The organism is Ensifer sp. D2-11 (assembly GCF_054161295.1).
In genome coordinates, this window is the sequence record NZ_CP096433.1 from 2,318,815 (window position 1) to 2,332,137 (window position 13,323).

General features: G+C 64.8%; 10 protein-coding genes. 6 read left to right on the forward strand and 4 right to left on the reverse strand.

All coding sequences use genetic code 11. The features are described 5' to 3' along the window. Positions 1-120: 120 nt before the first annotated feature. The 4 genes from M1D34_RS11255 (at position 121) to M1D34_RS11270 (ending at position 5,229) form a co-directional block, all read left to right on the forward strand. Positions 121-1,044, forward strand: a complete 924-nt coding sequence (locus M1D34_RS11255; RefSeq protein WP_498779074.1) for a pirin family protein — start codon at positions 121-123, stop codon at positions 1,042-1,044. Positions 1,045-1,264: 220 nt separating this feature from the next. Beyond that, on the forward strand, positions 1,265-3,178 hold the full coding sequence (gene dxs / locus M1D34_RS11260) for a 1-deoxy-D-xylulose-5-phosphate synthase (protein WP_033044606.1): 1,914 nt from the start codon (positions 1,265-1,267) through the stop codon (positions 3,176-3,178). A gap of 51 nt (positions 3,179-3,229) precedes the next feature. Further along, complete coding sequence (locus tag M1D34_RS11265) at positions 3,230-3,985, forward strand: TlyA family RNA methyltransferase (RefSeq protein WP_010968888.1); 756 nt, start codon at positions 3,230-3,232, stop codon at positions 3,983-3,985. Further along, positions 3,982-5,229: a class I SAM-dependent RNA methyltransferase gene (locus M1D34_RS11270; protein WP_010968887.1), complete on the forward strand. Its 1,248-nt coding sequence runs from the start codon at positions 3,982-3,984 to the stop codon at positions 5,227-5,229. Before M1D34_RS11265 ends, M1D34_RS11270 begins: the two co-directional genes overlap by 4 nt. An 81-nt stretch (positions 5,230-5,310) precedes the next feature. On the opposite strand, the gene mcpU is transcribed toward M1D34_RS11270, so the two are convergent. The 3 genes from mcpU to M1D34_RS11285 form a co-directional block, all read right to left on the reverse strand. Beyond that, positions 5,311-7,407 (reverse strand): methyl-accepting chemotaxis protein McpU, encoded by a 2,097-nt coding sequence (gene mcpU, locus M1D34_RS11275; protein ID WP_164849327.1) that lies wholly within the window; start codon positions 7,405-7,407, stop codon positions 5,311-5,313. Positions 7,408-7,689: 282 nt separating this feature from the next. Further along, the gene (locus M1D34_RS11280) at positions 7,690-8,442 is read right to left on the reverse strand and encodes a crotonase/enoyl-CoA hydratase family protein (RefSeq protein ID WP_027992619.1); all 753 of its coding nucleotides are present in this window, start codon (positions 8,440-8,442) and stop codon (positions 7,690-7,692) included. A 9-nt stretch (positions 8,443-8,451) separates the two neighbouring features. Beyond that, entirely contained in the window at positions 8,452-10,233 is a 1,782-nt protein-coding gene (locus M1D34_RS11285; RefSeq protein ID WP_498779076.1) for an acyl-CoA dehydrogenase family protein, read from the reverse strand. 177 nt (positions 10,234-10,410) lie between these two features. On the opposite strand from M1D34_RS11285, the gene M1D34_RS11290 reads away from it, so the two are divergent. Continuing rightward, complete coding sequence (locus tag M1D34_RS11290) at positions 10,411-11,400, forward strand: transporter (RefSeq protein ID WP_431068557.1); 990 nt, start codon at positions 10,411-10,413, stop codon at positions 11,398-11,400. A gap of 189 nt (positions 11,401-11,589) precedes the next feature. On the opposite strand, the gene M1D34_RS11295 is transcribed toward M1D34_RS11290, so the two are convergent. Then, positions 11,590-12,003 (reverse strand): BA14K family protein, encoded by a 414-nt coding sequence (locus tag M1D34_RS11295; protein WP_498779078.1) that lies wholly within the window; start codon positions 12,001-12,003, stop codon positions 11,590-11,592. A 258-nt stretch (positions 12,004-12,261) separates the two neighbouring features. Between M1D34_RS11295 and M1D34_RS11300 the strand changes: the two genes are divergently transcribed. After that, positions 12,262-13,323, forward strand: coding sequence for a glycoside hydrolase family 25 protein (locus tag M1D34_RS11300; RefSeq protein WP_015007263.1), 1,062 nt, complete (start codon positions 12,262-12,264; stop codon positions 13,321-13,323).

Consider the following 13,323-nt stretch of genomic DNA (forward strand, 5'->3'; position numbering starts at 1 on the left):
AAGTCCCTCTCTCCGCTTGCGGGACTCGGAACAGGAAACGCTCCGTCTCCCGATTGCCGCTACCGAACCGGAAGCACTGAGGGTAATCTTCAGTGAATGCCACCAACCGGAGCGCCTGCCATGTCCTTCTTTCCCGGTCCCGATCCGCTCGCCGGAGACAAGCCCGCCTGCGACGCAATCGAGCATCTGATCATCCCGCGCACCAGCGATATCGGCGGCCTGCAGGTCAGGCGGGCGCTGCCGACCGCGAAACGCCGGCTCGTCGGTCCTTTCATCTTCTTCGACCGGATGGGCCCGGCGCTGCTGCGTGCCGGCCAGGCGATCGACGTCCGCCCGCATCCGCATATCGGCCTTTCGACCGTCACCTACCTGTTCGACGGCGAGATCAAGCACCGCGACAGCCTCGGCACCGAAATGGTCATCCGCCCGGGCGACGTGAACCTGATGACCGCCGGGCGCGGCATCGTGCATTCGGAGCGCTCGCCGGAAAACCAGCGCGGGCACGAACGCTCGCTTTCAGGACTGCAGACCTGGCTGGCGCTGCCCGACGCCATGGAGGAGATCGATCCGGTCTTCGTGCACACCGAGGAGCGTATGCTGCCGCATCTTGCCGACGGCGGGGTTCGCGCGCGCGTCGTCATCGGCCAGTTCGAAGGGGCGGCTTCGCCCGTTTCCACCTTTACCGATACGATCTATGTCGACCTCATGATCGAGCCCGGCAAGAGCGCGCCTTTCGCGGCCAACTGGGAAGAGCGGGCGCTCTACATCCTTTCCGGCGAAGCGATCATCGCCGGCGACCATTTCGACAACAATCAGCTCCTCGTATTTCGTCCCGGCGACGAAATCACCATCACCGCAGGGCCTGCAGGCTGTCATGTGATGCTCTTCGGCGGGGCAGCGCTCGGCTCGCCGCGGCATATCTGGTGGAATTTCGTTTCCTCCTCCAAGGAGCGGATCGACAAGGCAAAGGAAGAATGGCGCACGGGACGCTTCGATATCGTGCCGGGAGACGAGGAAGAGTTCATACCCTTGCCCGCAAGCTGATCTCCGTCAAGCTCGCTTTCAGGCGTTGGATCGCGGTGCGGCGGAAAACCGCGCAGGTTTTCCTCATCCCGCACTTGGTTGAAGCCGCAGGAAAGCCTAATTTTGCATTCAACGGCGATTACCTCTAATAAAGAGCCGTTCCGACGACCCATCAACAATGCGCGCGCCTGTCTCCGGCGCGCATGAGGCATGCAGCGTGACACAACTGCCAACCAACCCGATGCCGGCAACTCCCCTGCTCGATAAGGTCGACTATCCCGACGATCTGAAGAAGATCGACGACAGGGACCTGCCGCAGCTGGCGGCCGAATTGCGTGCCGAGATGGTCGATGCCGTGTCGCGCACCGGGGGGCACCTGGGCGCGGGCCTCGGCGTCGTCGAACTGACGATCGCAATCCACAAGATCTTCGACACGCCGCATGACCGTCTGATCTTCGATGTCGGACACCAGTGCTATCCGCACAAGATCCTGACCGGCCGGCGTGATCGCATCCGCACCTTGCGCCAGGAAGACGGGCTCTCGGGCTTCACCCGGCGGGCGGAAAGCGAATACGACCCCTTCGGCGCAGCACATTCCTCCACCTCGATCTCGGCCGGTCTCGGCATGGCTGTCGCCGCCGAACTCGACGGCAAGAGCCGCAATGTGATCGCGGTGATCGGCGACGGCGCGATGTCGGCCGGGATGGCCTTCGAAGCGCTCAACAATGCCGGCGCGCTCGATGCGCGCCTCATCGTCATTCTCAACGACAACGACATGTCGATCGCACCGCCGACCGGCGCGATGAGCGCCTATCTGGCGCGACTCGCCTCCGGGCGGACCTATATGGGCATTCGCGAGGTCGGCAAGAAACTCACCGCCTATCTCGGCAAGACCGTCGACCGGGCGATCACCCGCGCGGTGGAGCATGCCCGGGGCTATGTCACCGGCGGCACGCTCTTCGAGGAGATGGGTTTCTACCATATCGGCCCGATCGACGGACACTCCTTCGACCACCTGCTTCCGGTCCTGCGCAACGTTCGCGACAATGCGAAAGGCCCCGTCCTGATCCATGTGGTCACGCAGAAGGGCAAGGGCTATCCGCCGGCCGAAGCCGCGGCCGACAAGTATCACGGCGTCAACAAATTCGACGTGATTACCGGGGCTCAGGCGAAAGCCAAACCCAACGCCCCCGCCTATACCTCCGTCTTCGCGGACGCGCTCACGCAGGAGGCGAGCCTCGACGACAAGATCGTCGCGATCACCGCCGCCATGCCGTCCGGGACGGGCCTCGACAAGTTCGCGTCGGTGCATCCCTCGCGCTGCTTCGATGTCGGCATAGCCGAGCAGCATGCCGTGACCTTCGCGGCCGGCCTTGCGGCGGAGGGATACAAGCCTTTTGCGGCGCTTTATTCCACCTTCCTGCAGCGCGCCTATGACCAGGTTGTCCACGACGTGGCCATCCAGGGTCTGCCGGTCCGCTTTCCGATCGACCGCGCCGGTTTCGTCGGCGCCGACGGGCCGACCCATGCCGGCTCCTTCGACACGACCTATCTGGCGACACTGCCGGGCTTCGTCGTCATGGCGGCGGCCGACGAGGCGGAACTGAAGCATATGGTGCGCACCGCCGCGGCCTACGACGAGGGTCCGATCTCGTTCCGCTATCCGCGCGGCGAAGGCGTCGGCGTCGAGCTGCCGGAGCGCGGCGAGATCCTTGCGATCGGCAAGGGCCGGATCGTCAAGCAAGGGAACAAGGTGGCGCTGCTTTCCTTCGGCACACGGCTCGCCGACTGTCTGCTGGCGGCTGAAGACCTGGATGCGGCCGGCCTCTCGACGACCGTCGCCGACGCCCGCTTCGCCAAGCCGCTCGATCATGATCTGATACGCCAGCTTGCCCGCCATCACGAGGTTCTGATCACCATCGAGGAAGGGGCGGTCGGCGGTTTCGCAAGCCACGTCCTGCAGTTCCTGGCGGAAGAAGGCCTCATCGACGGCGGCCTCAAAGTGCGCCCCATGGTGATGCCCGACATCTGGATGGAGCAGGCAAAGCCGGAGGCGATGTATGCCCGTGCCGGGCTCGACCGTGCCGGCATCGTGTCCACCGTCTTCAAGGCGCTCGGCCAGAAGCACGGCGTCGGCCTCGGCGCCGCCGGCTGAGCCGTCCAAGAGTTCGCTTGCATTGCGCGGCGGGACGCGCGATGTCGGCCAATGTCCCAAGATACACAGATGACGATCCGCCTCGATCAATTGCTCCTGAACAGGGGCCTGGTGGCCAGCCGCGCCCGCGCCCGTGACGCGATCCAGCGGGGAACCGTGAAGGTCGACGGCCGCACCGTGACCAAGCCGGCTTCGACCTTCGCGCAAGGCGTGACGCTCACCATTGACGATCCGGCGCAGGATTATGTTTCGCGTGCGGCACTGAAACTCGTCGCGGCGCTCGATCATTTCGGCCTCGATCCATCGGAGCAGACCTGTCTCGACGTCGGGGCTTCGACCGGCGGCTTTACCGAGGTGCTGCTGAAGCGCGGCGCCGCGCATGTGGTCGCCGTCGATGTCGGCCACGGTCAGATCCATCCGCGCGTCGCCGAAGACCCGCGCGTGACGAATATCGAGGGCTTGAACGCCCGGTCCATGACGCGCGGCGACATCGATGAGCGCGCCATCACTTTCATCGTCTCGGACGTCTCCTTCATCTCGCTGAAGCTTGCGCTGCCGCCGGCCCTCGGCCTGGCCGAACCGGGCGCCTGCTGCATCCTGCTCGTCAAGCCGCAGTTCGAGGCCGGCCGCGATGCGATCAGCAAGGCCGGGCTGCTGAAGGATCCGGAGAGCGCTCCGGCGGTGGCAGCCGAACTCGAGCGGTGGCTTGTCGAGGACATGGGCTGGCGAAGCCTCGGCCTGATCCCCTCGCCCATTGCCGGCGGTGACGGCAACAGCGAATTTCTTCTGGCGGGGCGCAAGCCATGAGCACCGGGACCGTGACCATCGATCGACTCGGCGCCCAAGGCGACGGCGTCGCTCGGACGGAAGCCGGGCCCGTCTTTGCACCGTTCACGCTCCCCGGCGAAACCGTCTCGCTCGCGGTCAACAAGGCGAACGGGACGCTGATCTCGCTGAAGGAGGCTTCCCCGGAGCGGGTGGAGCCGCCATGCCGGCATTTCGGGCCGGACGGCGTCAACGGGACGTGCGGCGGCTGCACGCTGCAGCACGCATCCGACGCGCTCTACCACGCCTTCAAGCGCAATCTCGTCATCGACGCCTTGAGGTCGAAAGGGCTGACGCCGGAAGTCGGAGCACTCATCATCGCACGGCCCGGCGATCGCCGCCGCGCCGCTTTCACCGCCCGGCGGACGGAAAAGGAACTGCTGCTCGGCTATAACCAGATGCAGAGCCATCACATCGTTTCGATCGGCGAATGTCCCATCACCAGCCCGGGCATCGTCTCGCGGCTGGCGACCATCCGCAAGATCGCCGCGGCCATGGCGTCGAGCGCCGAACCATTCCGTATCACCGTGCTCGAAACCGATACCGGCCTCGATCTCGCCTTCGAGGGACTGAAGCTCAGCGACCCGCAGCGGCGCTCGGCCGTCGATGCCGTTCTTGGCGAGCGGGGTATCGCGCGCGTCAGCTTGAATGGCGAAATCGTCGTCGAGCCGCTCAAGCCTGCGATCGATTTCGACGGCGTGACGGTTTCGCCGCCGCCCGGCGCCTTTACCCAGGCGACGCGGCCCGCCGAGGACGCCATGGCGAAGCTGGTGCTGGCTCACGTCGGCAAGGCGAAGCGCGTTGCCGACCTCTTCGCCGGCATCGGCACTTTTGCGCTGAGGATTGCACGAACGGCACGCGTTCACGCGGTGGAAGGCGACGACAGGGCGGTGAAGGCGCTGGATTTCGCCGCACGCAACACCCAGGGACTGAAGCCGGTGACCGCCGAGAAGCGCGATCTTTTCCGCCGGCCGATGATGGCGCAGGAATTGAAAGCCTTCGACGCCGTGGTCTTCGACCCGCCCCGCGCCGGCGCCGAAACGCAATGTCACGAGCTTGCCCGGTCCGGCGTGAAGAAGATCGCCGCCGTCTCCTGCAATCCGGTGACGCTCGCGAGGGACCTTTCGATACTGACCGCAGCCGGTTATCGCATTACGGGGGTGACGCCGATCGACCAGTTCCTCTGGTCGGCCCATGTGGAAACGGTAGCGACGCTCGAAAAGTGAAAAAGGCCCGGTGACGAACCGGGCCTTGTTAGTTTTACGATTCCAGACGGAAACCGCTGCACATTTTTCTTGGAATTGCCGTCAGGCTGCGCGGCGGCGGCTCGTGGCCTGGTAAGAGGCCGCTTGCGTCTCGCCCAGTATAAACTGGGCGAGCAGCGCGTTGAGCGCCGCGGCCTCGGATGCGAGGCCGTGACTGGCAGCCGTCTGCTGCTCGACCATAGCAGCATTCTGCTGGGTGCCCTGGTCCATCGTGTTGACGGCCGTGTTGATCTCCTGGAGACCGGTCGACTGCTCGCGCGTCGCCGTTACGATCGCGCTTACATGCTTGTTGATCTCCTGCACCTCCGCGACGATCGCCTGCAGCGCCCGTCCGGTATCACCGACCAGCGTCACGCCGGAATGCACCTGCTCGCCCGAGGTGGTGATCAGCGCCTTGATTTCCTTGGCGGCATTGGCCGAGCGTTGGGCGAGTTCGCGCACTTCCTGGGCGACGACAGCGAAACCCTTGCCCGCCTCGCCGGCCCGTGCCGCTTCGACGCCGGCATTGAGCGCCAGGAGATTGGTCTGGAAGGCGATGTCGTCGATGACGCCGATGATGTTCGAGATTTCTCCGGACGATTTCTCGATGGCGTGCATGGCCTCGACCGCATTCTGCACCACCTCGCCGGACTTCTCCGCACCGGCACGGGTGCGGGCGACCAGCGCACCGACTTCCTCGGCCCGGTGGGCGGAATCGCGGACGGTGGTGGTGATCTCCTCGAGCGCAGCGGCCGTTTCTTCGACGGATGCCGCCTGCTGTTCGGTGCGGCGTGCGAGGTCGTCGGCGGCCGAGCGAATCTCCGTCGCGCCCGCGTCGATCGCGCGGGCATTGGCGCCCACTGCGCAAAGCGTGTCGTGCAGCTTGGCGACCGAGTTGTTGAAGTCTTCCCGGAGGCGATCCAGGCGGTCAGCAAAGGGACTGCCGATCCGATAGGCGAGATCGCCGTCGGCCAGCCGTCCGAGACCCGTCGCCAGCGCATCGACCGCATGCTGAACCTCGGCGGCATCGCGGGTCTTCTGCGCCTCGCGCTCGAGACGCTCGCGCTCCGAAAGCGAACGGTTGGAATCGGCCTCGTCTTCGAGGCGCTTCCGTTCGACCGCATTGGCACGGAAAACCGCGACGGCCGCCGCCATCGACCCGATCTGGTCGCGCCGCTCCTCTCCCGGGATCGTAACGTCGAGACTGCCGGCTGCGAGCTTCTCCATGGCACCAGTCATGTCGGTTACCGGACGGATGACGAGGCGGCTCAGAAGCGTGGCGAGGAAGGCGATCATCGCGCCGACCGCCAGGATCGTGGCGATCGTCGCGGCGACGCGGAACTGGCTGATCGCCGAATAGGCGACATCCGCATCGAGCGCGAAGCCGACATACCACTCGACCGACGGAAGCCCCTTCACCGGCACGAAGCTCACGAGCATCGGCTTGCCGTCGAGCTCGGTGTGCATGATCCCGGCGCCGATCGCCGGCGTATCCACCGGGAAGGCGTCGGCGAGCGTCTTCGTCACGAGCTTGGCATTGGGATGAACCAGGATCTGACCATCCTTGTTGGCGAGGAACGCAAAGCCTTCGCCGCCGACATCGATGCCGTTGACCATGGAAACGAGGGCCTTGAGCGAGAAATCGCTGCCCGTCACACCGTAAAGCTTGCCCTCGTGCTTCACCGGTACGGCGGCGCTGATGATCAGGTCGCCGCTCGACGCGTCGACATAGGGTTCGGTGAGGACGCGCGCATCGGCCTTTACCGCCTGCTGATACCAGGGGCGCTGGCGCGGATCGTAACCGTCGGGCATCTTCGAATCCGGCCAGATCATGAACTGGCCGCTCTCGTTGCCGACATAGGTGGAGATGAATTCGCCGGTCAGCACGTCGTTCTTCAGGACGCTCACGATGGCGGCTTCGTCAGCCACCTGGCCGGCAGCGTCCGCCGCCATCGCGGTCAGCGTCACACGGCCGTTCAGCCAGTTGGCGACGCTCTGCGCCGCCTGATTGCCGGAAGAAGCGATATCCTCCTCCACTGCTTTCGTGGTCGTGGCGCGCTGGAGACTGTCGATATAGACGGAAAAGCCTGCAAAGGCGCCGACGACGACGCAGGACGCGGCAACGAGAATGCGCGTCATGAGATTCGATCGTTTGGACAAGGTGGGGCTCCCTGAAAGAGGCGGCATCGCCGCCGGGGATGAGCTCGTGATGATCTTCCCGGGCGCGACGGATCGGCCGCTGAGCGACTTGAAGGACGGCGGGAAAACGATGGACATGCCGCAAAGGCGGAGCCGGCAATGCTTCATGCGGCCGGGGGCCTCGCGTGCCGCAAAATTTCTGTGGCGCCGAAGGAGACCTACTGCGGCTGGACGCTAGCGGGAGCTATTTAAGAAGCGATTAAAATTGCTCCATGAACGTCGCAATGGCCGGAAGCGACCGCCCTACCGGCGCATGAAGGCTTCGAACGCGGCGCGCGCCTCGGCGCTTTTCAATTGCGCGGCAAAATGCTTCGCCTCCTCCTCGATCCGGGCAAGCACATCGCTGCGGTCGCCGCGAATGAGGTCGCGGGCGATGCGCAGCGCTTCCGGCGGTTTTTTTGCGAGGCGCACTGCAGCTGAAAGCGTCTCCTCCTCGACGGCGGTCTCTTCCACGATCTTCCAGATCAGCCCGGCCTCGCGCGCACCGGCGGCGTCGAGCGGCTCGCCGGCTGCAAGCAGGGCAAAGGCGCGCTGATGGCCCATGATGCGCGGAGCGATCAGGCTCGAGGCCGCTTCCGGAACGAGCGCCAGATCGACGAAGGGGGTCTTGAACACCGAGCGGGCGGAGGAGACCGTCAGGTCGCAATGGAGGTGGATGGTCGTGCCGATGCCGATCGCCAGTCCGTCGACGCCGGAAACGATCGGTTTCGTCGCGCCGGCAAGCGCCCGCAGGAAATCCAGAACCTCGCCCCCCATGCTGCCCCCCATGGCGAAGGCGAGGAAGTCGGCCATGTCGTTGCCGGCCGAGAAGCACCCTTCCGTTCCGAGGAATGCCATCGCGCGAATGGCGGGATCCGTTCCGGCAGCGGTCAGCGCCTCCGTCATCCTGGCGTACATCTGGCGGGTGATGGCGTTCTTCTTCTCAGGCCGATTGAACCGGATGAGCTGAACGCCGGGATAGGCTTCCGGCCGTTCGACGAGCACGTGGTCGGTCATGAGGTTTCCTCAGTCGAGTATGGAACGGGCAGCGGCAAGGCTCGCTGCGCCGTTGACGACGCGGTCCTTGAGCGCGCTCGTCTCCGAGAGCAGATTTTCCGCTGCGAAGCGGCAAAGTGCAACGCGCCGGTCCTGCCCCCCGTCGCCGGCTTCGGCGAGCCCGCCCTTGGCGAGATAGACTCCGGTCAGCACGAGGCCGAACAGGCGCTGATAGGCGGTCGCGCCGGAGAGCGCCTCGGCAAGCTTTCCGTCGCGCAGCCTCGAAAGCAGCCAGTCGGTCGCCCCTTCGAGATCCGCAACCGCCGCATCGAGCCGTGCGGCCGTTTCGCCGAAGCCTTCCCTGTTCGACGCGGCGACGGCAGCGGCGACCTCCCGGAGTTCGGCGATGAAGCCGCGCACCTGTGCGCCATCGGAAAGCGGCAGCTTGCGGGTGACGAGGTCGATCGCCTGGATGCCGTTGGTGCCTTCGTAGATCGGCGCGATGCGGGCGTCGCGAAGATAGCGCGCGGCCCCGGTCTCCTCGATGAATCCCATGCCGCCATGGACCTGAATGCCCATCGAGGCGACGTCGACGCCGGCGTCGGTGGCGAAGGACTTGGCGATCGGCGTCAGCAGGCTCGAACGCTCCTGCCACTGGCGGGCGTCCTCGCCTTGCGCGGCATGCGCCATGTCGACGGCGTGGGCGCAGGCATAGGCGATGGCGCGCGACCCTTGGGTCAGCGCCTTCATCGTCAGCAGCGTGCGGGCAATATCCGGATGCTCGATGATCGGGCTCATGCCGTCGCCGCTCCACCCGGGCGCGCGGCCCTGCGTGCGCTCCTTGGCATAGGCGATCGCCTTCTGGGTGGCGGCCTCCGCGATCGCGACGCCCTGCATCCCGACGGCAAGCCGCGCATTGTTCATCATCGTGAACATGCAGGCGAGACCCCGGTTTTCCTCACCGACCAGATAGCCGATCGCCCCCTTCTCGCGGCCGAATTTCCCGTCGCCGTAGATCATGGTGCAGGTCGGCGATCCGTGGATGCCGAGCTTGTGCTCCAGCGAATGGCAGAAAACGTCGTTTCGCTCGCCAAGCGAACCATCCTCGTTGACGAGGAACTTCGGCACGAGAAACAGCGAAATGCCCTTCGTCCCGGCTGGCGCATCGGGTAGCCGCGCGAGTACCAGATGGACGATATTGTCGGTGAAATCGTGCTCGCCCCAGGTGATGAAGATCTTCTGCCCCAGGATGCGATAGGTGCCGTCGTCGCGGCGCTCTGCGCGGGTCTTGAGCACGCGGAGGTCCGAGCCGGCATGCGGCTCGGTCAGGTTCATGGTCCCCATCCATTCGCCCGACACCATGTTCGGCAGGAAGGTCGCCTTCAGAGCGTCGGTGCCGTGCTTCTCGAGCGCTTCGATGGCGCCCATGGTGAGCGTCGGCGCAAGTGCGAAGGCCATTGAGCCGCTGTTCCACATTTCCATGGCGGCGACGTGCAGCATGTGCGGCAGGTTCTGCCCGCCGAAGGCTTCCGGAGCCGTCAGGCCGTTCCAGCCGCCGGCAATCCAGTTGCGGTAGAGTTCCCGCCAACCCTCAGGCGTCTTCACGGCGCCATCGACGAGCCGCGACCCCTGCCGGTCGCCCTCGTCGCCGAGCGGCGCCACCTCTTCCGAGGCGAAGCGCCCGGCCTCGCCGAGGATCGCGTCGACAAGGTCCTCGCCGAGTTCGCCGAACGTCCCGGCGTCGAGAGCCTCGGCCATGCCGGCAACATGCTTCAGGGTGAATGCGATCTCCTCGACCGGTGCCTTGTACATGGTGCTCCTCCCCTGCTTCCGCCGGCGCCTATTGGATGGGCGGCAGACTAGCTAATTTTACGTGAACGTCAACGTCACTCACCACATCCGGACGGCGACTGCGGCCGGGCAACTTTAACAAAACTGTCACGGGCCGCGAATAGAAGCCGTCTCGACCGATCCGGCCGAGGCACTGCGATGAATCTGATCTCACCCGATATACCGGGCCTCGTCTGGGCCTACCGGTTCGTACCGGGAGAAAGCCGGTGCCGGCGCATAGCCGCCGATTCGCCCGTCGAGAGCCTTGAGGCAGGCGAAGACTGGGTCTGGCTGCACCTCGCGCTCAGCGACGCACGCACACCGGCGCTGATCGAGCGCATCGGAAATCTCCCGCAGGAGGCAATCGCCACCCTGACGAGTCACGACACGCAGGCCGCGATCACGGTGGCGGACGACGTCGTGCACGGCACTCTGGTCGATTTCGAGCGGACATTCGATGCGGTGACGCAGACGATCGGCTGGCTTCATTTCGCCGTCAGCGACCGGATGATCATCACCACGCGCCTGCACCCGCTGAGAAGTGTCGATCGCGTGAAAGCGGCCGTGGAGAAGAACGCCAGATGCCGCCGCCCTATCGACCTCTTCGAGATGCTCGTCGTGGAGTTCCAGCGCACTCTGATCACGCTGGTGCTCGAGCTGACGGAGGAATTGAACGTCATAGAGGACCATGTCTATGGGGAGGCCGGGCACAGCAAGCAGCCGGGCCTGGCGCCATTGCGCCGGACCGTCGTGCGGCTGCACCGGCACCTGCGGACGGTGCTCGCCCTGTTGCGCCGGGCCGGAGCCCTGGAAGAGGACGAGGTGCCGCCGGGCTTTATCGACGTGGCCGAGAGACTTTCGGATCGGCTGGAGGCCGTCGACCGCGATGTCTTCGCCCTCCAGGAACGCGCGAGGCTGCTGCACGAGGAAATCGACAGCAAGATTTCCTCGGAAACGAATCGTCACCTCTATATCCTCTCGCTGATGACCGCCTTCCTGCTGCCGCCAACGCTCGTCACCGGCTTCTTCGGCATGAACACGGGGGCGCTCCCCTTTTCCGAGGGCAGCGGCACCGCTTTTGCGGGCATGCTCATTGCCTCGTCCATGGGCCTTGCCTGGATCGTCCTCAAGCGCATCGGCATCATCTGAGAGGCGATCTGCGCAGCTATAGGGCGAATAGCACTGCCGGCGGGGCCGTTGCCTTGGGGAGAAACCGGCTGGCTTCCAGTTTTGCGGTCTGCCGACGGCATCGTTTGGGAGGCGTGAAGGTCAAGCCGCTTGTCGTCTCCCCCAAGGCAATGGTCCCGCGGGAGGGTCAGATGTGTATATGCCCTAGCTTCAGCTATAGGGCGAATAGCACTGCCGGCGGGGGCCGTTATAGGGTTGATAGCTGTTGTCGTAGGCCCTGTAAGAGCGATAGCGATCATAGCACCATTGGACATGCCGGCTGCCGTAACGGACCGGCGGGCGGTAAGCGGGACGGCGCTCGATTACGATTCCGAAAGCAGCCGGCGGGTACCACCAGCCCCGGTAATAGCGATAGCCGGGGCGCTGGTAGCGGTAACCACGGTGACCGTTGTAATAATAGAAGTCGCCATACCGGTAATAGCCACGCCTCGGCACATACTGAACGTCCGTGACGGCGCTCTCGGCGGCAACCCGCGGGGGCAGAGGCGTGAAAGCCTGCGACGGCACCGCCGATGCCGCCAGCACGATCGCTGCAAGCGCGCCCGAAAGCCATTTGCGTGACATCATTTCCTCCTCGCATTCGATTCGCGTACAACCGGCCCTTGCAGGGGCGATATACCAAGACTAGAGCAGAAATCGCCGGAAGCAACTGCTGCGCGCGGATGCAGCAATGGAAAAATCCCTCCGTCGGTACAATCCTGGGCGGAATCGGGCCGTCGACTTTGCCTCTTGAGGTCGGTGTACAGAAGTGTTCGCCTCGCGCAGATTGGGGCCGGGGCTGAGATTTACGACCTCTTAACGCTAAGTCGGCAATCTCAGAGAATGGAAAAGCGGGGAATCTCGATCATAGGGATGATCTTGCGCCTGGCGGTCCTCATGGGCCTGACCTTCGCGGCGGCGAACGCACGCGCTAGCGAAGTGGAGCCGTGGAAAGAGCGGCGGAACGCCATCATCGTCGACGCTTACGAGCTGAACAGCATCGACTGGGAAGCCATGCTGAAGGACAAGCGGATCGCGGGCTTCATCGCGAAGGCTTCCGACGGCCTGCCGGAAAGCTACACCTGTACCGGTGACCACGGCGGCGATACGGTTGCCCATTGCAGGACGATGTGGCGCAAATATGCGGTCAGCCGCGAACTCTATCAGACGCGCCGGATGCTCGCGCGCTCGCATGGTCTGCTCTGGGGCGCCTATCATCTGGCAAGGCCTGGCAACCCCGTCGATCAGGCGAACCACTTCATCGACTATGCCGATCCGCGCGACGACGAGCTGATGGTGCTCGATATCGAAGGGATCGATCCGGAAAAATACATGTCGCTCGAAGACGCCGCGATCTTCGCCGGCCATGTGAAGGCCCGGACGGGGCGCTATCCCGTCCTCTACACCAACCACGCAACTGCGAAACACATTGCCGCCAACCGTTTCAAGCATCGGCTTCTTTCGCGCCTTCCGCTCTGGTATGCGCGCTACAAGCCCGATATCCGTAAAGTCTTTCCGATGGGAAACTGGGACCGCTACGCGCTCTGGCAATTCTCCTCGGCGCATAATTGCGGAAAGAAGCGCTGCCCCTATCGGGTGCCCGGCACCCTCGACGATATAGACGTGAATGTCGCAGCGATGAGTGCATCGGCACTGAAGAGCGTCTGGCCTCATGGCGCGCTTCTTCCGGAGAAGCCGCCGGTGCTCACTGTTATCGCCTCGGCCACCGTCGGCACGATCCCGGCGCTGAACGCAAATGCAACGGCCACTCTTTCGCGGCCGCTCGTGATAAGCCGCGCCGAGGCGGAGAGCGGATCAGGAGCCGGCGCCGACGAGACGGTTACCGGCTCCATCGCCGTCAGGGCCGCCGAGGCACGCCTGCCCTACCAATCCGAGCGGCGTTAA